The organism is Bacillus sp. N6, assembly GCF_052805735.1.
In genome coordinates this window covers 673,522-693,028 of the sequence record NZ_CM127843.1, presented here as the reverse complement: position 1 = coordinate 693,028, position 19,507 = coordinate 673,522, and the positions used below count along the sequence as shown (strand labels likewise).

Annotated in this window: 19 protein-coding genes and 1 pseudogene; 5 read left to right on the top strand and 15 right to left on the bottom strand. The window is 34.5% G+C overall.

Features of this window, described 5'->3' with window-relative positions; all coding sequences use genetic code 11:
• Positions 1–72: 72 nt before the first annotated feature.
• From ACUXVC_RS03485 to ACUXVC_RS03475, 3 genes are all read right to left on the bottom strand, one after another.
• Positions 73–546, bottom strand: a complete 474-nt coding sequence (locus ACUXVC_RS03485) for a hypothetical protein (protein WP_053565231.1) — start codon at positions 544–546, stop codon at positions 73–75.
• The gene (locus tag ACUXVC_RS03480) at positions 539–757 is read right to left on the bottom strand and encodes a helix-turn-helix transcriptional regulator (RefSeq protein ID WP_000154019.1); all 219 of its coding nucleotides are present in this window, start codon (positions 755–757) and stop codon (positions 539–541) included. Before ACUXVC_RS03480 ends, ACUXVC_RS03485 begins: the two co-directional genes overlap by 8 nt.
• A gap of 112 nt (positions 758–869) precedes the next feature.
• Positions 870–2,150 (bottom strand): 3D domain-containing protein, encoded by a 1,281-nt coding sequence (locus ACUXVC_RS03475; RefSeq protein ID WP_059304140.1) that lies wholly within the window; start codon positions 2,148–2,150, stop codon positions 870–872.
• A 631-nt stretch (positions 2,151–2,781) separates the two neighbouring features.
• Here ACUXVC_RS03475 and ACUXVC_RS03470 point away from each other — a divergent pair.
• The 3 genes and pseudogenes from ACUXVC_RS03470 to ACUXVC_RS03460 all read left to right on the top strand — a co-directional run.
• Positions 2,782–3,312: pseudogene (locus ACUXVC_RS03470) on the top strand (methyl-accepting chemotaxis protein); the annotation flags it as partial.
• A gap of 136 nt (positions 3,313–3,448) precedes the next feature.
• Complete coding sequence (locus ACUXVC_RS03465) at positions 3,449–4,261, top strand: undecaprenyl-diphosphate phosphatase (RefSeq protein WP_095691406.1); 813 nt, start codon at positions 3,449–3,451, stop codon at positions 4,259–4,261.
• A gap of 179 nt (positions 4,262–4,440) precedes the next feature.
• Positions 4,441–4,728 carry a hypothetical protein gene (locus tag ACUXVC_RS03460; RefSeq protein WP_095691407.1) on the top strand — a complete coding sequence of 96 codons (288 nt, stop codon included), beginning with the start codon at positions 4,441–4,443 and terminating at the stop codon, positions 4,726–4,728.
• A 120-nt stretch (positions 4,729–4,848) separates the two neighbouring features.
• Here the strand turns inward: ACUXVC_RS03460 and ACUXVC_RS03455 are convergent, their stop codons facing one another.
• A complete protein-coding gene (locus tag ACUXVC_RS03455; protein ID WP_001268332.1) occupies positions 4,849–5,052 on the bottom strand; it encodes a hypothetical protein in 204 nt (67 codons plus the stop codon).
• Between the two features lie 171 nt (positions 5,053–5,223).
• On the opposite strand from ACUXVC_RS03455, the gene ACUXVC_RS03450 reads away from it, so the two are divergent.
• Positions 5,224–6,375 carry a VanZ family protein gene (locus ACUXVC_RS03450; RefSeq protein WP_000128025.1) on the top strand — a complete coding sequence of 384 codons (1,152 nt, stop codon included), beginning with the start codon at positions 5,224–5,226 and terminating at the stop codon, positions 6,373–6,375.
• Positions 6,376–6,428: 53 nt separating this feature from the next.
• Here ACUXVC_RS03450 and ACUXVC_RS03445 read toward each other — a convergent pair whose 3' ends face one another.
• From ACUXVC_RS03445 to bdhA, 6 genes are all read right to left on the bottom strand, one after another.
• Positions 6,429–7,745: a D-arabinono-1,4-lactone oxidase gene (locus ACUXVC_RS03445; protein ID WP_095691408.1), complete on the bottom strand. Its 1,317-nt coding sequence runs from the start codon at positions 7,743–7,745 to the stop codon at positions 6,429–6,431.
• Complete coding sequence (locus ACUXVC_RS03440) at positions 7,733–8,905, bottom strand: amino acid deaminase/aldolase (RefSeq protein ID WP_095691409.1); 1,173 nt, start codon at positions 8,903–8,905, stop codon at positions 7,733–7,735. The genes ACUXVC_RS03445 and ACUXVC_RS03440 overlap by 13 nt, the downstream gene beginning before the upstream one ends.
• 107 nt (positions 8,906–9,012) lie before the next feature.
• On the bottom strand, positions 9,013–10,014 hold the full coding sequence (gene sph, locus ACUXVC_RS03435) for a sphingomyelinase C (protein ID WP_089170421.1): 1,002 nt from the start codon (positions 10,012–10,014) through the stop codon (positions 9,013–9,015).
• A gap of 76 nt (positions 10,015–10,090) precedes the next feature.
• Positions 10,091–10,942, bottom strand: coding sequence for a phospholipase CerA (gene cerA / locus ACUXVC_RS03430; RefSeq protein WP_000730997.1), 852 nt, complete (start codon positions 10,940–10,942; stop codon positions 10,091–10,093).
• Positions 10,943–11,195: 253 nt separating this feature from the next.
• On the bottom strand, positions 11,196–11,540 hold the full coding sequence (locus ACUXVC_RS03425; RefSeq protein WP_000948241.1) for a potassium channel family protein: 345 nt from the start codon (positions 11,538–11,540) through the stop codon (positions 11,196–11,198).
• A gap of 118 nt (positions 11,541–11,658) precedes the next feature.
• Positions 11,659–12,711 (bottom strand): (R,R)-butanediol dehydrogenase, encoded by a 1,053-nt coding sequence (gene bdhA, locus ACUXVC_RS03420; RefSeq protein ID WP_000645827.1) that lies wholly within the window; start codon positions 12,709–12,711, stop codon positions 11,659–11,661.
• Between the two features lie 225 nt (positions 12,712–12,936).
• Here bdhA and ACUXVC_RS03415 point away from each other — a divergent pair, with 225 nt between their 5' ends.
• Positions 12,937–14,091 (top strand): MFS transporter, encoded by a 1,155-nt coding sequence (locus tag ACUXVC_RS03415; protein ID WP_000873271.1) that lies wholly within the window; start codon positions 12,937–12,939, stop codon positions 14,089–14,091.
• Between the two features lie 16 nt (positions 14,092–14,107).
• On the opposite strand, the gene ACUXVC_RS03410 is transcribed toward ACUXVC_RS03415, so the two are convergent.
• From ACUXVC_RS03410 to rbsB, 5 genes are all read right to left on the bottom strand, one after another.
• Entirely contained in the window at positions 14,108–14,437 is a 330-nt protein-coding gene (locus tag ACUXVC_RS03410; RefSeq protein ID WP_000964465.1) for a hypothetical protein, read from the bottom strand.
• A 21-nt stretch (positions 14,438–14,458) separates the two neighbouring features.
• Positions 14,459–14,800, bottom strand: coding sequence for a hypothetical protein (locus ACUXVC_RS03405; protein ID WP_000665754.1), 342 nt, complete (start codon positions 14,798–14,800; stop codon positions 14,459–14,461).
• A 318-nt stretch (positions 14,801–15,118) separates the two neighbouring features.
• The gene (gene inhA2 / locus ACUXVC_RS03400) at positions 15,119–17,518 is read right to left on the bottom strand and encodes a M6 family metalloprotease immune inhibitor InhA2 (RefSeq protein ID WP_001252976.1); all 2,400 of its coding nucleotides are present in this window, start codon (positions 17,516–17,518) and stop codon (positions 15,119–15,121) included.
• A gap of 380 nt (positions 17,519–17,898) precedes the next feature.
• A complete protein-coding gene (fsa, locus tag ACUXVC_RS03395) occupies positions 17,899–18,546 on the bottom strand; it encodes a fructose-6-phosphate aldolase (RefSeq protein WP_000667666.1) in 648 nt (215 codons plus the stop codon).
• Between the two features lie 34 nt (positions 18,547–18,580).
• Positions 18,581–19,507, bottom strand: coding sequence for a ribose ABC transporter substrate-binding protein RbsB (rbsB, locus tag ACUXVC_RS03390; protein ID WP_000758975.1), 927 nt, complete (start codon positions 19,505–19,507; stop codon positions 18,581–18,583).

Sequence of the window (19,507 nt, the reverse complement as noted above, 5' to 3'; positions counted from 1 at the left end):
TAAAATAATATCGCCATATGTACAAGTATTAGCTAAAAAGAAACCTTCTTGCCGGTGCAAGAAGGTTTCTTTTTAAGCTAATTTATTTCTGTATAGTGATACGTGAAATACTGTCATTTGAATAAAGAAAATCGAAAATAGAATATATAATGGGTATCCAGGAAGATATTCATTAATAATAGGCGAAAAAGTTAAAAATCCAACTGCACAAGGTAACACAAACCATAACGATACAAATGTTGTTCGGCAAGCTTTATCCGTAATCGCTTTTTCACGTTCATCTTCTAGTGGAAATAATAATGGATACATCCAAAAAGATAAATTCTTATATTTTTTCTTTTGAATTCTATAAAAAATTGTAACTATAATTGCTCCAATAAATAATAAAATGAATGGTACTCCATTAACCGCTACTTCAAACGGGAATTTCTCGTTTTTAATTATATCTGCTAACTCTGTAATGACACTATAAAATTCAACAAGTGTCCAGCATGCTAAAGCAGTATAAAGCACGTTTATAATATAAGAAAAAACAATTCTATTCATCCTCTTCCCCCTCCTTATTTAAAACAAACACATCTTCCATCTTTAACTGAAACACATCACAAATCGTAAGTGCTAATAACAACGAAGGAACGTAATCCCCTTTTTCAATTGCTGCAATTGTTTGTCTCGTTACTCCAACCTTTTCTGCTAATACGCTTTGTGTAAAGTTAAAACGAGCTCTTAATTCTTTTACTCTGTTTAAAATGGTCAAATTTACCACCTCTCACCACCATTGTATGCTATCCTTAACAAAATGTAAACTCAACTTAACATTATTCTTACAAAAAAATCCAACTTTACGTATTGTAAAGTTGGATTACGTTTTAGTTTAAAATTGTAAGCTTAACATTTTTTCTGCCCCACTTACTAGACGAAGCTTTATCTGGCATTAAAACATCAATTTTGTGACCTTTAATCGCGCCACCAGTATCTGCTGCAATTGCTTCTCCGTATCCTTCAACATATACACGAGAACCTAATGGGATAACAGATGGGTCCACCGCAATCAACTTCATTCCTGGGTTTGCAGTTAGATTATAGCCTCCCCATGCAGAATATACTTGTTGACCTGGTGCATAGCCATTTTCACCTGGATCTGCTGTATAAGCTGTTGCATGTACATAAAGTTCTTTCCCACCAGCAGTTGGCTTAGAAGATGGTTCAGGTTGTGCAGGTTTTGCAGGTTCTACCTTCGAATTATTATTAGCAACTGGTTCAGCTGGTTTATTAGCTTTTTCTTGCTTTTGCTTTTCAGCAATTTCCGCTTGTGCTTTCGCTAAAGCTTCTTGCTCTGCTTTTGCAGCCGCTTCTGCTTTTGCACGCTCTTCCGCCGCAATTCTTGCTGCTTCTTGTTCACGAGCAATTGTTTCTTGTACTGCCTTCATATTTGATTCAATTTTAGCTTTTTCTTCCGCTGCTAAATTAAGTTGACTTGCAACCTCATTATATTTAGCTTGAACTGTTTGTAAGTTATCTTGACGTTTTTTCAAGTTATCTTGCAGTTCAGCTTGCGCTTTTGCTAATTTTTGTTTGTCTACTACTAAAGATGCTTCTTTTTCGTCAATTGTTTTCTTATCTTCTTCAATTTGACGAAGATCTTGTTCTTGTAGACGTAAAATTTCTTTATCAGCTTCTAGAATAGTAGAAACTGCGTTCATACGTTGTAAGAAGTCTGCAAAGTTTTTTGACTCTACTACAACTTCTACTACTAAACTTGTATTTGAGCTGTTTTGAACAGAAACCATACGTTTTCTCATAATATCTTTACGAGCAAGGACTTTATCCTCTAAAACGACAATTTCTTCCTTTTTTTGTTCAATCTGCTTATGTGTTTCATCGATTTTACGTTGAATAGCAGCTTGATCCTCTTTATTTTTTGCAATTGTATTATTTAAATTATGTAGTTCGTTTTCGATACCTTTAATTTCTTTACTAACAGCTTGCTTCTCTTGTTCTTTCTTTTGCATTTCTGCATCGTTTTGTTGCAATTGCTGTTGCATGTTGTTAAGTTTCTCGTCGTTTGACTCTGCTTTAACAGCGACTGTACTAGAAAGACCGATAATTCCTGCTAATACTAGACAGCTGATTCGCTTAAAATAGTTCATAATCCGACTCCCTTCTTATACAGTTATACATGATTTATTTTACAGTTTGTTTACAAAACGATTAAATACAGTTTATTTTTCGTGACGAAAAAAAGAGAATTATGAATAAAATGTAATAGATTCTTAAATATTTAACAATTCCTATATTTAAAAAATACAAAAGATGCTAAAATCCAAATATAGAGAAAATATAACTTTCGAAGGCGGTTGAAATAAATACATGTTTACTCAAAAAAAATCACTCCAACATACAATTGCTCAATTAGAAGAGCGTATACAAGAATTAGAAGCAGAATTAAAACAAAAAGATATTGAAAAACAAGAGACTATTTCTACTATCCACGATCGTGTACAAAGCGTTGTCCAAGAGCATCAACTTGTAAATAACCAACACAATACACTTCAAAATTTAGTTCAACAATTAAGTTCATGTTTCGAAAATGTTTCAACACGTACGACACATTCCAATGAGTTAAATAATGAAATGTTGCAAAAGGAACAAAGCTTAATTCAGTCTATTGCAGAAATTATTGACTGCTCTAATGAAGGAAAAGAATCCGTTCACCGCTTACTTATTGTAATTAATAAATTAGGTGAACAATCCCAACGCACGTCTAATAGTATGAATCATCTAAGCGAACGCTCAAAGGAAATCGAGCAAATTGTAGAAGTCATTCAAAACATTGCAGCACAAACAAATTTACTTGCTTTAAATGCGAGTATTGAAGCCGCACGTGCTGGAGAACACGGTAAAGGATTCGCTGTCGTTGCCAATGAAGTAAGAAAACTAGCAGAAAGTACAGCAGAAAGTACAAAAAACATAGGCAACTTAACGAAAAAAATTCAAGAAGAAATTGAAAAAGCATACGATAACACAAAAGATAATTTACATTTAGTCGATGAAGGTGTAGAAATGAGCGCCGATACAAACGCTAGAATTGAAAATATTTTAGTTATGATTCAAACGTTACAAAATGGTGCTACAAATGTTATTAAGGCTATTGAAAACCAAAAATCTTGTAATGATGACATATTACGAGAATTTGCTAACACACAACAAATGTTCCAAAAATTAAATACTACTATTATGAATCATATTCATGATGCTGAAAAAGTCGATGTTCAATTGTCTAAAAGTCTTCAAGGAACAGTGACTTCTTAATTAAAATTAAGAATCCCTTATACTGCTATAAGGGATTTTTATTTTATTTCGAATATTTATTTCTTTTCAATATTCATCCATATCTTTGTTATAATGGAAAAGTTGTTTCTTTCAACTAATAAACAAGGAGGTTATTATGGAACAATTTTACTACGTTTTAAAATATTTAATTCTCGGTCTGTTCCAAGGACTAACAGAACCAATTCCGATTTCTTCAAGTGGTCATCTCGTTTTAGCACAACATTTGCTAGGACTAAAAATAGAAGGATTTAGCTTCGAACTACTTGTTAATTCAGCTTCATTATTAGCTGTATTACTTATTTATAGAAATGATTTAATTCGTCTAACGAAGAATGGTCTCTCTTATATATTTACAAGAGCAGAAGACACAAAATCAGATTTCTTCTTTATTATTTATCTTGTTATTGCAACCATTCCAGCAGGTGTTATTGGTGTTTTATTTAAAGATTACATCGATCAGTACTTAAAAGGTGTGAAGATGGTTGGGATTTCCCTTCTTATTACTGCTGTCGGCCTTTGGATTATTAGAAATTTACGCGGTCGTAAAAATGATGGCGACCTTTCTATGAAAGATGCAATCATCGTCGGATTAGCACAAGCTTGTGCACTGATTCCCGGAATAAGCCGATCTGGTGCCACAATCGTAGCAGCAATGTTACTTGGTATGAAGCAAGAAACAGCTCTTCGCTTTTCATTCTTACTATACATTCCTGTTAGCTTAGGTGGCTTATTGTTAAGCATTACAGACATTGCAAATGATCCAAATCTAGACACATTATTCGTGCCATATGTTGTTGCATTCATCGCAACATTTATCATGACGTATATTTCACTAAAATGGTTTATGAACATTATGGCAAAAGGAAATTTAAAATATTTCTCTTTCTATTGTATTATCGTAGGTGTACTTACTCTTATTTTCTTATAAAATGAAACTTACAAATTGAAAGCGAGTCATTCTATTACACTAGATGACTCGCTTTTTTATACCTGTATTAAGTTAAAATCTATCATTTAATTTGAATTTTCTGAATAGTATGATATAATTTAAGTTCACTATTATAGTAAAGCTATCTTTCCTACTATTATCGTAAAAGAGGTGTTTATATGTTTATTGTTACTAAACTCATTCATATTAAGTACGGATATGAAAGTGAGCTTCTTTATGGGCTTAAACAATATTATCCTTCTCCCGGAACGAACGGTTGTATTAACATAGAGTTTTCACATGTTCATCGTACAAATAATAAGGCAGAATATATGATTCGTATGTTATGGAAAACACAACAAGATTACCATACATGGCTTTCTCAAAGAGAAGGCAATGAAACTTTGAAGCGCAAAATACAAAGCTATATCCTTTCTTCCAAATCAAATGCTAGCTATGTACATTAACCCTTCTCTTTTTATTCCTTACGAGGGGCAGTGAAACTTTAATCAGCTCTCATCAATCGGGCTGTTCACAAATAACGAGATAAGGCCCCTCTTACTTTTCATACTGTAAGAGGGCTTCTCTTATGCATACACTTTCTTCTCTTGACAATACAAACGAATAACATGTTTATTTTGTTGAAATACATCATGCGTCAGACGAATAATAATAAAGTTTCTTTTTGTTTGATCATCATGAACAAAAATCTGTTCTCCCTCCTGAAAACGCCATGCACTTTCAAAAGTCGTAATATGATCCCCACTTACAGAAAAAAGTTCATATCGCATCTCTTGTACCCTCTCTCAACTTATATAATCATAATATCCTCATATTAAATTTATTATAACTTAATTCCTATAAAATTAGTAATTATTTCTATTTCGAAAGATTTTAACTTTGTATTTAAATATTTTTAGCGCTATAATGATAAACGAATTTTCATTGAAAGGAGTTTTACTTTGACTGCATATTTATTTCCAGTAAAAACAGCATTTATTTTATTTCCCTTTTTAGCAATGTTTCTTTTAATCCCTTTTTTAATATTTAATTATCGAAAATACGGTTATTTAAATAAATGGCGCTCATTTATTTTATACTCATTATTACTTTACTTATTAAATGCCTATTTTCTTGTTATTTTGCCGTTACCACAAACGTTTGATACTTGTAGCCTACAACCAGCTAATACACAACACATGCAACTCTCACCATTTTATTTCATACAAGAGATTAGTAGTCATACATCGGCAGTTTTAACGAAACCAGCTACTTATTTCTACTTATTAAAAGAGTCTGCGTTTTTACAAGTTGCATTTAATGTTCTATTAACTGTTCCATTCGGTATTTACTTACGTTATTATTTCCGACGTAGTTTCTTACAAACAATTTGCATTTCCTTTTTCCTTTCACTATTTTTCGAGCTAACACAAGTGACTGGATTATACGGTATATACAATTGTGCATACCGATTATTTGATATCGATGATTTGTTTTTAAATACATTAGGTGGCGTAATTGGTTTTATCATTGCACCAATATTTACGTACTTCCTTCCGAAGACAAACGAGTTAGATAGTCATATTGATTTGGAAACGAAACCAGTCGGATTCATTCGTCGCCTTATCGCGATGCAAATTGATTGGATTTTCTTATCTATCGTCGTACCTGTCGTTAAAAACAAAGGAAATTCTTTCTTCGTTTCTAATATGCAATCTTACACGAATATGTATGAACTCATTTTCATTACGTGTTCAATCCTTATTTATTTTATTCTTATTCCATACTTTACAAATGGAAAAACAATTGGGAAAGCATTGCTCCGCATTCATCTGAAAGGAAAATCAGATCGTATTACATTAAAAGAACTATTTATTCGCTACGGTATATTTTATTTTGCGTTAGGCGGAATCAATTATATTCTTTCTAGTAGCTCTATGTTAAATCATACAGAACCTTTAGTATTACTCGTTACATTGTTATTCCTATTTATCATTAACGGCCTATTCATTATTCATGTTTTACTGCATGTATTTAGCCGTGATAAACTACTATTTTATGAACATATTAGTCATACAAGAAATGCAATTACACTAAAAAAAGCTGACAAATAATTATTTGTCAGCTTTTTTATATACATAATGTGAAACTTTAATCAGTGGGGGTCTTACTGCCCGGCAAATAGCGGGATAAATAACTTTTCTGCATAAGGATTAAAAAACATTCCAAGTTCATCTAGAGACTTCCTCGCCTGTAAAAACGAATGAAACTCTGGATATATATCTTGTAATTGCTCATACGATAATGTATGCATTTTCCCCCAATGCGGACGCCCTTCATACTTCAGAAAAATTTTTTCCACTTCGCCAAAGTAAGCAGCATATTTCATACCTTTATACATATGAACAGCGATATACGCTGAATCTCTTCCATAGGCTGGACTAAGCCATATATCATCACCTTTCACATAGCGGCATTCGATCGGGAAGTGCACCTTATACTTTTTCTTTTCAATAAGATTTGAGATTTCTTCTACCACAGTCCTCATATACTTTGAAGGAATGCTATACTCCATTTCATAAAATGGTACCGTACGTGATGTAGCAAATACTTCATAACTCGGGCCAATTATTTTTGTGTTTGGTACAGCCTTAGCTGATAATCGACTCACTCCTTTACTTATAGAAGGAAACCATTTACACCCTTTAGATAGCAAAGAGAACATCCTATTTTCAAGTAACTCCACCTTTAGTTTATGCCATTTCAAATCACTGCCTATATTCTTTGTTTCGTTCGTAAGTTTTACTTGTACTTCATCAGAATAAGGAAAAACGAAAAATTCAAAGTGACGATGCTTCTTATACTCTTCTAGTTTGTTCATTACAGTAGATAATGACTGTTTTTCACTTTCATAAACGAGTGAATACGCTGGAATAACCTTCAATTTTATCTTTACAATGATACCTAACATTCCAAGTGACAACTGAAAGGCTCTCCAATATTCTACGTTCTCAGCTTCCGAACAAACTATACTCTCACCATTAGATAAAACGGCTGTAATCTCTATAACTTGTGTTGATAAACTCCCAAAGGTAATACCCGTTCCATGAGTCCCCGTACTAATCGCTCCCGCAATAGATTGCGAATCAATATCCCCTAAATTTTCTTGCGCATAACCTTTTTCCTCAAGTAACTTCCCTAAATCATATAACTTTGTTCCTGCCCACACTTCAGCGACCATCTTCTCTTCATCAATATTCACAATGCCCTTCAATTCATCTAAAGAAACTAAAACTTCTTCGGTTTGCACAAGGGGTGTAAACGAGTGTCCTGAACCAACAACACGAATTTTCTGCCCCTTTTTTCGTGCAAGCCCCACTACTTCTACTACATCTTGTATACTTTCTGGATACATCGTGTAATGCGGCGTTCCTTCTACATTCCCTGTCCAATTCCTCCACTTTTGTCCCTTTATAGAAAGCATTGGCCATCCCCCCGATATGTTGAATACTCCCCAATAATCTCTCCTTGTTTAACACGATACAAAAAAGGAAAGCGCTCACATAATTCACCAGCCTTACTATGACGAAACAAAATGGACTCTCCTATGTCCACTCGTTCCTCGCCGTTATAAAAAATTGGCGTTTGTACCTCGCCTGCACCTTCTAAAGCTAATAGTTTTGCACCCTTTGGTCTCCAAACTTCAGGCTCTTTATCTTTTCCAACTGCTCCTGAAGCAATATATCCACCACCTAGGCAAGTGTAAATAAACGGGACTGGTTTACGCACAACTGGTAAGGCAAATCCGACCGCTGGATGAAATTTCACCTCTTTATAATAATCAAACAGCTTCGGAGAATAAAAAGCAGAACCTATTGTAATCTCTGAAACTGAATTATCTTTCTCAGTTGTTTTTATGCTTCCTGTTCCGCCTCCATTTACAAACCTTAGCTCAATACCAAGTTTTTGTATTGCTTTTACAATATATTCTCTTCTTTCTTTAACTTCTAGCACTGATTTCTGCTTTAAATACGAAATCACTTTACTTTTCAGCCATTGATTCGGTATATGGTCTCCCACCCCAGCAATTTGAGCTTCATAACCCATCACACCATCTAACATTAAATATGATGACCTTCTCACCTTTTCTACTACTTTCAACGCATCCTGCACATTTTTTACTGGGGATCTTTGTACACCAAAATGAAATTGAAAGAAACGACTACTCATATCAATATCCAAACAAACACGAAAACATCCTTTAGATTTCTCAGCAATTTTTTCTAAATACACAATATGCTCTTCACAATCCACCATACAAGTTATAATGAAACCTTTCTTTGTTAGCAAACTAATTTCATACAAAGCTCTCTCATCATAAGCAGGATATCCGAGCAATAAATCATTAAATCCTTGTTCTATTAAAAATAAAACCTCTCTAGGTGAAAAGCACATAATACCTTGAAATCGATCATTTGCAGCTAAAATCTTTTGCATAATCGGAACAGAACGTAACGATTTACTCGCTATACGAATCTTCTTATTTCCACTTAACTCTATAATCGATTGAATATTTCTATCTACAGCCACTTCATCCAAAAATGCACACGGTAATGGAACTTCTTTAAAAATTCCTCGATCCACATTTTTCTCTCCTCTTTTCAATATGTCTTATACATATTGGAAAGAAAGTATGATTTTCCTGTTTGCAAATAAAAAAAGTTTCTTCTTTACGAAGAAACTTTTTGAAACTACTTCATAGAAATAGTCGCCTCTACTGGATAATGATCAGAGTAATCATTATACGTATATTTTTGGAACCACGATGTAACAGTCCATTGTGGAGATTTCGGCTGTAACACCTTATTCTCTATATACGATGGGTTCGCATGGTCTTTGCTTGCAATAATATAATCTAAATATTCGGCAGGACTATCAGGGAAATTATATTTTGCAATACTGTTTGTCGTTGCATCCCAAGTCGCTGTATGTCCAGTATAAGATGGTACAGAAGCGTTCAATGTTTTAAACATAGATGCATACTCTGAATCATTATTGTTCTCTGCATTTATCTTATTTACGTTCATATCACCACCAATTAACACATACTCATTATTTGGTATATTTTTATTTTTAATAAAATCTTGAATTTCTTTTAATTGGTTCGTACGTACAGATGCTGGTGAAGTTTTTCCGCACATACTATCTTCAGCCTGCAAATGCGTCCCAATCACGTGAACGAAACGATCATTTTTCTTAATTTTCGTGTATACAAATCCTTTATTCGATAAATTATCTGGCCCGCATCCTTTTGCAAATACATATTGAATCTTTTCAGCGATTGGCCATTTGCTCACAATCGCAACGCCACCATCTTCAGGAGTTGAAGATGAATAGTTTCCTAACGTTTTATCCCATTCACTTCCACTACTACGACCTAATACTGCTGTTTGATTTGGATATTCTTTCTTCAAATTGCCTAATAAACGATCTGAAGCACTATTATCAAACACTTCATTTAATATAACAACATCTTGATTCTTTATATATTCTGCCGCCCCGATTAAATCAGCACGCTCAGTTTGTCCCCAGTTCGGATATAAATTTGTTGATAGCATATATACATTATGCGTCATCACTTTTAATGTATCATTTTGATTTGTAGATGCTTCTGCTTGAGCTGAAGTTCCGCTATATAAAGCTCCTAAACCAACCCCTAAGCTAAGTACACCTTTTAGCAATTTACCTTTCACGTTTCATACCTCCATGTATTGTATAGTAATAAAAAGGCCAAATACTCTATTCTGAGATTTGACCTTTTTCAAATACTTAACGATTTCCGTACGTATCAAACCAAAGCTGAATGTATCCAGCAGTAACACGTTGTGCATCCATTAAACGCTTACCTGTCATTGGTGTAACTTCAGCGCGCCATTTATCTGCATATTCTTGTGATACAGCTGCTCTTACGAACCAATCTTTCGTATTATCATTTACAATGCCAGCGTAATCTTGTTTCGCAACTACTGCCGCTCCATGAATCCAATCTTCTGGATTTGTACCTTTCCAGTTCCAATATCCATTTCCATCCGTTACTTTATAATTATCTTTTATCGTATCTACAAAGTTTTCATATTTAGAATGGAATCCTTGTGGATACGAAAGGTTCGTAAAGTTTGCCGCATGCATCGGTTGGTTTACATCCCCTAAATAATGAAGAGATAATCCTAAATAGAAGAATGCTTGTTTCATATCTTTATTTTTGTAAGACTCACCAGCTAATTTAAAATATTTAGCTCCAGTTTCCTTTGCCTGCTTTGCATACGGAATATAAGTTTTCCCATTGTCAGGGTCATAAAAATGTGAAGCAAATGTGCTATTATCATAATAAGGATTTTCATAGTCAGCAGCATAAATACCGTTCTCTAACTCAGTACGCCATTCATTTAATAGTGCAACTCGATCTTGTTTTACAAGTGTTGTATTACGAGACATAATATCAATTGCACGGTTTACAATCCATAAATGAGAATTCACGCCTTCTTTATGTTTATCTTCAGCAGACCAGCGCGGAATAACTCCAAATCTCTGTCCCCCATCATTTTCATGAGCAAATGCAACACTTTGTAATGGAGCAACTAATGTAATAGCTGCCGCTAAAGCAAGTACTTTCTTTTTCATATAAAATCCTCCATTTTATAATTGAATTATTGTAAACATTTTGTTAGGATCCTATGATGTCGTCCGGTTAACCTATGACTAGAATATCCCACCTTTCACGAAATTTCTATCACTAAATTAAAATATGCAAATGTTCATATCATTATAACTTTATACACAGTGAATATAATGAATGAATACACTTTCATTTTAATAAACTATTATTAAGGCTTGTCTAAACTAATGTAAAAAAAGAGTAAAGCATACACATGCTTTACTCTTTTTTTCTATTCGATAATATACTTGGCAATTGTACATTAACTGCCAACTTATGTATAAATCCAAACACTAATCCGATCCCTATAAATATGTATAATATCGTAAATATCTTTCCGAAGTCAGTTTTGGGACTAAATTGTCCATCACCGACAGTAGTCAGCGTCATAACGCTAAAATATAAAGCATCCAGAGGACGTAACCCCTCCACTGTACTATAAAAGATTGTACCAGATATTAATGTCAAAATTGTTAATACGAATAACACTTGAAATTCTTTATCTTTCCATGCTCGCAAACAAGCTTTTAGCATCCGTTTCAATGTCAACATAAATGAAAGCATTAGACTTCCCCTTCCAAACAAAATACCTTTAGTTACAGGAAAGTCTATCACCTTTCTGTACAGAAAAAAAGTAGCCCTCTTCTATTTCTAGAAAAGGGCTACTCTTTTCGATTCTATCTTATTTAGGTGAAACAAGAATTTTCACTTGTGTTTTATCTTTTACAAGTGCTTCAAATCCTTCTTCAACAACTTGATCCACTGTAATTTTTTTCGTAATTAATTTCTCTGCTTGAATTTGACCAGAGCTAATCAATTTAATAACAGCTGGGAAGATGTGACGGTATCCTAAAATACCAATAACTTCTTTTTCTTTTAATACTAAGTTATTTGGAGTAATTGTTGCGTCTTTTTCCCATACACTAACAATTACAGTTTGTCCTTCGAAGCTTGTACTTTCAATCGCTTGGCGTAGTACAACTTCAACACCTGTTACTTCAAAGCTAACATTTACACCTAAACCATTTGTTAAGTTACGAATTTCAGCTAACACATCTTGAGTTGCTGGATTTAATACATAATCCGCACCTGCTAATTTCGCTAACTCTTGACGTTCTTTAGAAAGTTCAACTGCAATAACAGGAGTTGCTCCTGCTGCTTTAGCTGCTTGGATAACAAGAAGTCCAATTGGACCGCAACCAAATACCGCTACAGCTTCCCCTTCTTTTAATTTACTTTGACGTACTGCATGAACTGCTACTGCTGCTGGTTCTACAAGCGCACCTTGTTCATACGTCATTTCATCTGGAATGTGATGAACCATATCTTCTGGTACTACTGTATATTCAGAGAAACCGCCGCCTTCTCCGCCAAGACCGTGGAAAACAAGTTGTTCACAAACATTGTAATGTCCATGTTTACAAGCTTCACATTTACCACAAGAATAAATTGGCTCTACAACAACGCGGTCTCCCACTTTATGAGATGTAACTCCTTCACCAATCTCTATTACCTCACCACTAAACTCATGACCTAAAATAACAGGTGCTTTCACATGTGTTAATGGATGTTCTTCTGTTGGAATAAAAATAGGCCCTGCTAAATATTCATGCAAGTCTGTCCCACAAATACCACACCATTTAACTTTGATTTTCACTGTTCCTGGTTTTACTGTTGGTTCTGGTACTTCTTCTACTCGTACATCACGTTGATTATGCCAAAGTAGTGCTTTCATTTTATACATCCCTCTCTATGTATATACTTAACCTGGTGAAGTTTACAATTCTATTATAATACTTCTATCCATATATTTCAAAAAAACAATCACGTTCCCACTAATTTTTTACAAATAACGTTCAATATTTTGTCACTTTGTACTTTTTTCCACATCTGTTAATTCAATTTCATTGCAGGTGAAATTAGCATTGTGCCATAATAGCATAGGAGAGGTGAATATCGCTTGAAATATTTTATTTACTTTATCGTTATCGTGGCATTTTTAGATACATTTTCACAATTACCTATTATGAGTACTTTCGCTCAAAGCCTTGGAGGAACTCCTCTTATTATCGGGCTAGTTGTCGGTATGTACTCATTCGCTAATATGATCGGTAATATTATTGCTGGAGCCGCTGTCGATAAATTTGGTGCAAAAAAAATCCTTTATATAAGCATGGGAATTACGAGTTTCATAGTCTTGTTATACACCGTTGTTCAAAGTGGTGAACAACTATTAGTTGTGCGCTTTATGCATGGATTTAGTGATGGCTTTTTAATTCCTGCTGCCTTTACATTTTTATCAAAACAAACAAATGCAAAAAGACAAGGAAAAGCAATGGCTCTATCTGGTGCTGCTGTTGGAACAGCCGCAATCGTAGGACCTGCTTTCAGCGGTATTATGAAAGCGACAGCTGGTGTAGAATGGGTCTTCATTACTATTTCTATTTTAATGGCTCTTGGTACCATCGTATCTCTATTCTTCTTACCAAATAACGTATCAAGAAAAGATACATCAAGAACGCAAATGATGAACAAAGAAGATATGGTTGAACTTTTAAAATCAGAACCGTTATTACAAGCATATATTGGTGCTTTCACATTAATGTTTTCACAAGGGATTGTCACTTATATGTTACCAGTAAAAGTTGAGGCATTAGCGCTTAAAGCATCTACAACAGGCATGATGTTAAGTGTATTTGGTATTACTGCTATCCTCTTCTTCTTGCTTCCAACAAATCGTATTTACGATCGATTTAATCGTTCGAAACTAATGCTAATCGGAATTGCAGTTATGGCATTCGCATTATCTTTACTCGGATTATTTGCTACAAAAGGTATGCTCTTTATCGTAATGATGATTTATGGAATTGGATTCGCAATCCTCTTTCCGTCTATTAACGCTTTACTCGTTGAAAATACTACAGACGATAATCGCGGAAAGGCATTCGGATTATTTTATGCCTTCTTCTCATTAGGAGTTGTTGCTGGCTCCTTTACAGTCGGCGCAATCGGAGCATCACCTAGCATCAGCTTCATTATCGGGACAGCATTTTTATTAACATTTGCTGGGATGATTTATGTAAGAAGCAAAGTAAAAAAGACAATGATGGGATAATCCATCGTTGTCTTTTTTAAAATGCATATTGATATAATCCGTAATATAATGGAAGCGTTGGAATAATGCCAATTAATTTAAATATAAAAGGTAATGGCTCATCTCGCTCTTCATATAAACGAAAAACAAAAACTGCAGTTAAAGTCCAAATGACGCTAAACAAGAAGATACATTTCCAAACAATTGAGGTTAATATTTGTATATCAAATACAAAACCAAAGAGCCCTATCCACGTAATAATAGATACTACAAAGTCAAACTTTTGAATTGGTGTTTGAAACATACCCCTTACTAACGAAATAATAGCTAACATTGCTACAATAACTAAATATATTTTCCAAAGCATAATTATAATCTCCTATTCAATTTAACTTTTAACTTTCAGCAAACCATATTTAATAAACAATATAGCATTATATTTTTCATAGAAATAATACAATGGATAACAAAATAAAAAGAAAATAAGTACAGTTGGTACATTGTCTACAATAGAAAAATATTTTACTAGTAATTCCTTAATACTCTCTCCAATAATAATAAACAATGGAATTATACAAATCATCGCTAATATTAAACATGGCGTTACCCTGATTTCTTTCAACTTCACCTTACAATGTGGACACCTTAATGAAAAAGGATGCGGGAGATCAATAATATGCTGTACAGTAATATCCCCTTCACACTGTGGACATTCAATAACTTCTTTCATTTATCGCTTACTCCTTTCTATCTATAAAAAGAGCCCTATTGAATAGAACTCTTTTTTGCCCAATATATTACTTTTGTGTATAACCAAATAACAATGTAAATAAATTGAGCCGTAAAGGCAATAATACATCGCTTCTTTTAAAAAGAAAGTTTATAAATACCGACGATACTTCGACAATTTCCTCGGAAATATTTCCTTTCCCCACATAATTTGATACACTACACATGAATAAACACTTGTATTACATAAACTAAAATAATAACTTACTGTACAAATTAAAAAGCACACTCTTCATATGAAGAATGTGCTTTTATGTTATTAACGTTTAATCCAAACAGCGCCTGCCGATTTATCTTCTGCCTGTCCAACAACTTGGAATTTAAGTCCAAGGTTTGGAACTTTTCTTCCTGCGTCTGCAATTTGCTTGTTACTATATACTTTTGAATCATCAAAAGTTGTAACACCTTGTAATCCAGAATAGTTAAACTGACCACGTGTTAATGAATTTACACTCCATGCTGGTGTTTTATCAAATGAAAATGCAGCATCTGCAATTTGCATGCCCGTATTACCGTATGCTGGTTTTCCGTTTAAATTACCAACTAGCGCTTCTGGATGAGAATCTACAACACCAAGGAATCCTTCACCTGGATGCACCCCAACCCAGTTATCTTTGAAACTATCATCTGCATACCAAACGACAAGACCTGTATTATACACTGGACCTTTTCCTGCTTTTAAACCATTATCTGATCCCGCATAGTTTCTCCACTCTAAGTAGTAATAATGAGCTTTCTTCTCTGTCCCATCAGAAACAACAAAACCATTTAAATTCATTTTAGACTGTCCTTCTGCATCATCAGAAAATACAACTTGTCCATCAACAGTTACATTTACATTGTCCATCGCAAAACCTTTATATGTTACAGCCGGATCTGTAATATAGTCTAATTGTAGTTTCACTTTTTTGCCTTTAAATTGACTTAAATCATATGATTTATCAATCCATTTCCCATCTGTTGTATCTTTATCTCCTTGGACTACTTTTTCTCCAAGTCTATCAATTAACGTCTTCGTTCCATCTTCTGTTACTGCATGTACTTCGACGAAATCGCACTCTGCTTCTAACTCATAATTTGCTTTATAATCGAATTTTGCATTTGTTCCTTTTGTTAAATCAAAGAATGGTGTCTCTAACGTTGTATGCATATCATCGCCTCTTGTACTATAATATGCATGCTTTCCAAACTCCGGTTTAATCGTTTCAACACTTTTACCTGGTAAGTTAACACGTACAACGCCTGGACGATTTGATTTCGTAACACTTTGATCAATATAGGTAGGAACTCCCACACCACTCTTAATTTTATCGTAATCTACTTCTAATATTTTTGCCCAGTTGCCACCCATATTCTTTTGTAAGAAATCTTTATTTTGTGGTGAAAAACTTGTCGGCTCCGTTCCTGCGATTTTTCCTGTCCAACTACCTCCACTCATTAATGACCAAGCTTCGACAGGTGAACCATTTCCAGTATATTTCGTGTCATATTCATCTGGTAATCCAAGATCATGTCCAAATTCATGCGCAAACACACCTACAGCTCCATCTTCTGGTTCAATTGTGTAATCATGTGCTGCTACTTTTCCACCAAAGTAATCTACTTTTGATTTTGTACCTTCAATCGCTACTGGATCTACTGCTAATTTTGAACGATGTGACCAGATCGCATCATCACCTAATTTACCACCACCTGCTTCTTGACCAACACCAGCATGGATTACCATTAAATGATCAATTACACCGTCAGGTTCATTTTGATTCCCATCCCCGTTTGTATCATACCTATCAAACTGATCAAACTGAGATAAATCTAGTCCTTTCTCAGCAGCTGCATGCAAAGCTTCTTTCACTAAATCACGTGCACCTTTCGGACCTTTATTATCATGACCACTGCTACCATCAGCTCCATAATCAGATGCTTTTCCTGGAACTGTTAGCCACTCCGTTACATATCCGTCTGTCGTATAACTACCACCAGACTGCTCTTCATAGTATTGTTTAAACGTTTTTACTTTTGAACCATCAAATAATGTATAAGGCTCCTTACCGAACAACATCTTTTGATAATGTTCTCTACTAAAGTCTTTCGAATACATATAACCTGGTGTTTGATCAATATTATTATGTTTATAATCACTAAATTCAACGAGTAGCACTAATACTTTATCCGATCGAACAGATCCTTTATATGGAGCTTGCTTTGCTTTTGAAGTTGGAACTTGCCCATTTAATTGCTTTTTATTTGGTTCTGGCTTTTGCTCAAGATTAATATTTTTTTCAGTCTTTTTTACATTTTCCTTTTCTTCCATCTTTTTCTCTTTTACTTTTTTTGTGAAATCAGACGTTTCTTGTGAGTGAGCATCTGGAAGAATTTCTTTGTTCGCCTGGTCTCCTTGTTTCTTTTCAATATATTGCTCGACAGCCTTTTTCGTCTCTTCTTTAGAAGATGCTGGATTAATTGTTCCTCTTTCTTTCAAAGCTTCCGCTAAACGATCTTCTTGAATTAAATTGTAATCAATTGGCGTTGTAGACACATTCTCTTTCTCTTTTGCTGGCGTTTCTGCATATGCTAACGGCGCACTCATTACAGATGTGCATCCGATAATTGCTGCAATTGCTAATGATGACAACACTTTAAATGGGGCTTTTCTTCTCATTCCATTTCTCTCCTTTTATAAAACTTAAAATTCAGATAAATTGGTGCGTTTTTGTCGAAATCTCTGTTTACTCCCCCCTATATAAAAAGACATAATTCTATAAACATTAAACTTTCTGTTATAGAATCATGCCCTCCAGTTTTCTGGTCAGACCCTCTATCTGTTTATCCCTTGGTTCAACTAATAATCAGTGTGCTGATGAACAAAGCCCCCACTGATTAAAGTTTCACTTTATATCGAAATATGAAAAATAAAGAGTTATGTGATATATATTAAATATCTTATATAAAAAATTTAAAAGACAATATGCAAAATTGCATGAAAATTCTTTTAAATAAAAAAGAATCCTAGTCAATTAAACTAGGATTCTTGATTTTCTATTATTTCTCTTGTGTTTTTTCCCAATCAGCTAAGAATTTCTCAATTCCTTGATCTGTTAATGGGTGCTTCACTAATGAAGCAATTACGTTTGCTGGGATTGTTGCAATATGTGCACCGTTTAATGCTGCATCAGTTACGTGAACGCTGTGACGTACAGATGCTGCAATGATTTCTGTTTCGATGCCATGAATTGCAAAGATTTCTGCGATTTGACGAATTAAATCCATACCGTTATGACCGATATCATCTAAACGACCTAAGAATGGTGAAACATATGTTGCACCAGCGCGAGCTGCAAGTAATGCTTGAACTGCTGAGAATACTAATGTAACGTTTGTACGAATTCCTAAATCTGAGAATGCTTTTACTGCTTTTAAACCTTCTGTTGTCATTGGAACTTTTACAACAACGTTTGGAGCAATCTTCGCTAATTCTTTTCCTTCTTCAATCATTTTATCAGCTTCTAAGCTAATTACTTCTGCACTTACAGGTCCTTCTATAAAGCTGCAAATTTCACGAATACGCTCATGGAAATCTACGCCTTCTTTTGCTACAAGTGATGGGTTTGTCGTTACTCCAGCTACTACGCCTAATGCATTTGCCTCTTTAATTTCGTTAATGTTTGCTGTATCAATAAAAAATTTCATTTGTTATTCTTCCTTCCTAATTTTCATTTTATATTTATTTATTTTTCTTAATAAGCTCTAATTCAATCGGAATAGATTTGTCCACTTTTTTACCTTGTGTTATCTCTTTTGCTGTTTGCATCGCCTTCTCTCCGATTAATTCCGGTTTTTGAGCGACTGTTGCAGCCATACGCCCATCGTTAACTGCTTTCACAGCATCTTCTGTTGCATCAAATCCAACAACTACCACATCTGTTTTTCCAGCAGACTTCAATGCTTCAAGTGCACCTAATGCCATCTCGTCGTTATGCGCAAACACGGCTTTAATATCACCATTTGCTTGCAAAATGTTTTCCATAACAGATAATCCTTTCGCTCTATCAAAATCAGCCGCTTGTTTGGCAACTACTTTTAAAGACTTATCGGCTACGTTATGGAATCCTTTCCCACGTTCACGAGCAGCAGACGATCCAGGGATTCCTTCTAACTCAGCAACGTTTGCTCCTTCGCCGACTAATTCACGAATGTAATCACTAGCCATTTGACCACCCTCGATATTATTAGATGCAATGTGAGAAACAACCTTACCTGAATTCGCAACGCGGTCTACTGTAATAACAGGAACATTTGCTGCATTTGCCGCACTTACCGCTGAAGCAACAGCATCTGAATCGGTCGGATTAATAACAACTACATCGACACCCTTTTGAATTAAATCTTCAACATCGTTCGTTTGCTTCGCTGCATCATTTTGCGCATCAACAGCAATCAATTCGATGCCGCTATCTTTCGCTTTCTTTTCTGCACCCTTTTTCAAAGTTACAAAGAAGGGATTATTTAAAGTTGAAACAGAGAATCCAACTTTAATAGTTTTATTTCGACCTTTATCGCTAGAATCCTTTGCCCATTCTGGTGGTTCCATTGAACAACCAGCAGTAATGACCATAATACATGCAACGAGTATAAGTAACCATTTCTTCAT

Bases quoted from the DNA above. Each gene is read 5' to 3' on its own strand.
- ACUXVC_RS03485 (WP_053565231.1), bottom strand. From the start codon at position 546: ATGAATAGAATTGTTTTTTCTTATATTATAAACGTGCTTTATACTGCT.
- ACUXVC_RS03475 (WP_059304140.1), bottom strand. From the start codon at position 2,150: ATGAACTATTTTAAGCGAATCAGCTGTCTAGTATTAGCAGGAATTATC.
- ACUXVC_RS03465 (WP_095691406.1), top strand. From the start codon at position 3,449: ATGGAACAATTTTACTACGTTTTAAAATATTTAATTCTCGGTCTGTTC.
- ACUXVC_RS03460 (WP_095691407.1), top strand. From the start codon at position 4,441: ATGTTTATTGTTACTAAACTCATTCATATTAAGTACGGATATGAAAGT.
- ACUXVC_RS03455 (WP_001268332.1), bottom strand. From the start codon at position 5,052: ATGCGATATGAACTTTTTTCTGTAAGTGGGGATCATATTACGACTTTT.
- ACUXVC_RS03445 (WP_095691408.1), bottom strand. From the start codon at position 7,745: ATGCTTTCTATAAAGGGACAAAAGTGGAGGAATTGGACAGGGAATGTA.
- cerA (WP_000730997.1), bottom strand. From the start codon at position 10,942: ATGAAAAAGAAAGTACTTGCTTTAGCGGCAGCTATTACATTAGTTGCT.
- ACUXVC_RS03425 (WP_000948241.1), bottom strand. From the start codon at position 11,540: ATGCTTTCATTTATGTTGACATTGAAACGGATGCTAAAAGCTTGTTTG.
- bdhA (WP_000645827.1), bottom strand. From the start codon at position 12,711: ATGAAAGCACTACTTTGGCATAATCAACGTGATGTACGAGTAGAAGAA.
- ACUXVC_RS03410 (WP_000964465.1), bottom strand. From the start codon at position 14,437: ATGCTTTGGAAAATATATTTAGTTATTGTAGCAATGTTAGCTATTATT.
- ACUXVC_RS03405 (WP_000665754.1), bottom strand. From the start codon at position 14,800: ATGAAAGAAGTTATTGAATGTCCACAGTGTGAAGGGGATATTACTGTA.
- inhA2 (WP_001252976.1), bottom strand. From the start codon at position 17,518: ATGAGAAGAAAAGCCCCATTTAAAGTGTTGTCATCATTAGCAATTGCA.
- fsa (WP_000667666.1), bottom strand. From the start codon at position 18,546: ATGAAATTTTTTATTGATACAGCAAACATTAACGAAATTAAAGAGGCA.
- rbsB (WP_000758975.1), bottom strand. From the start codon at position 19,507: ATGAAGAAATGGTTACTTATACTCGTTGCATGTATTATGGTCATTACT.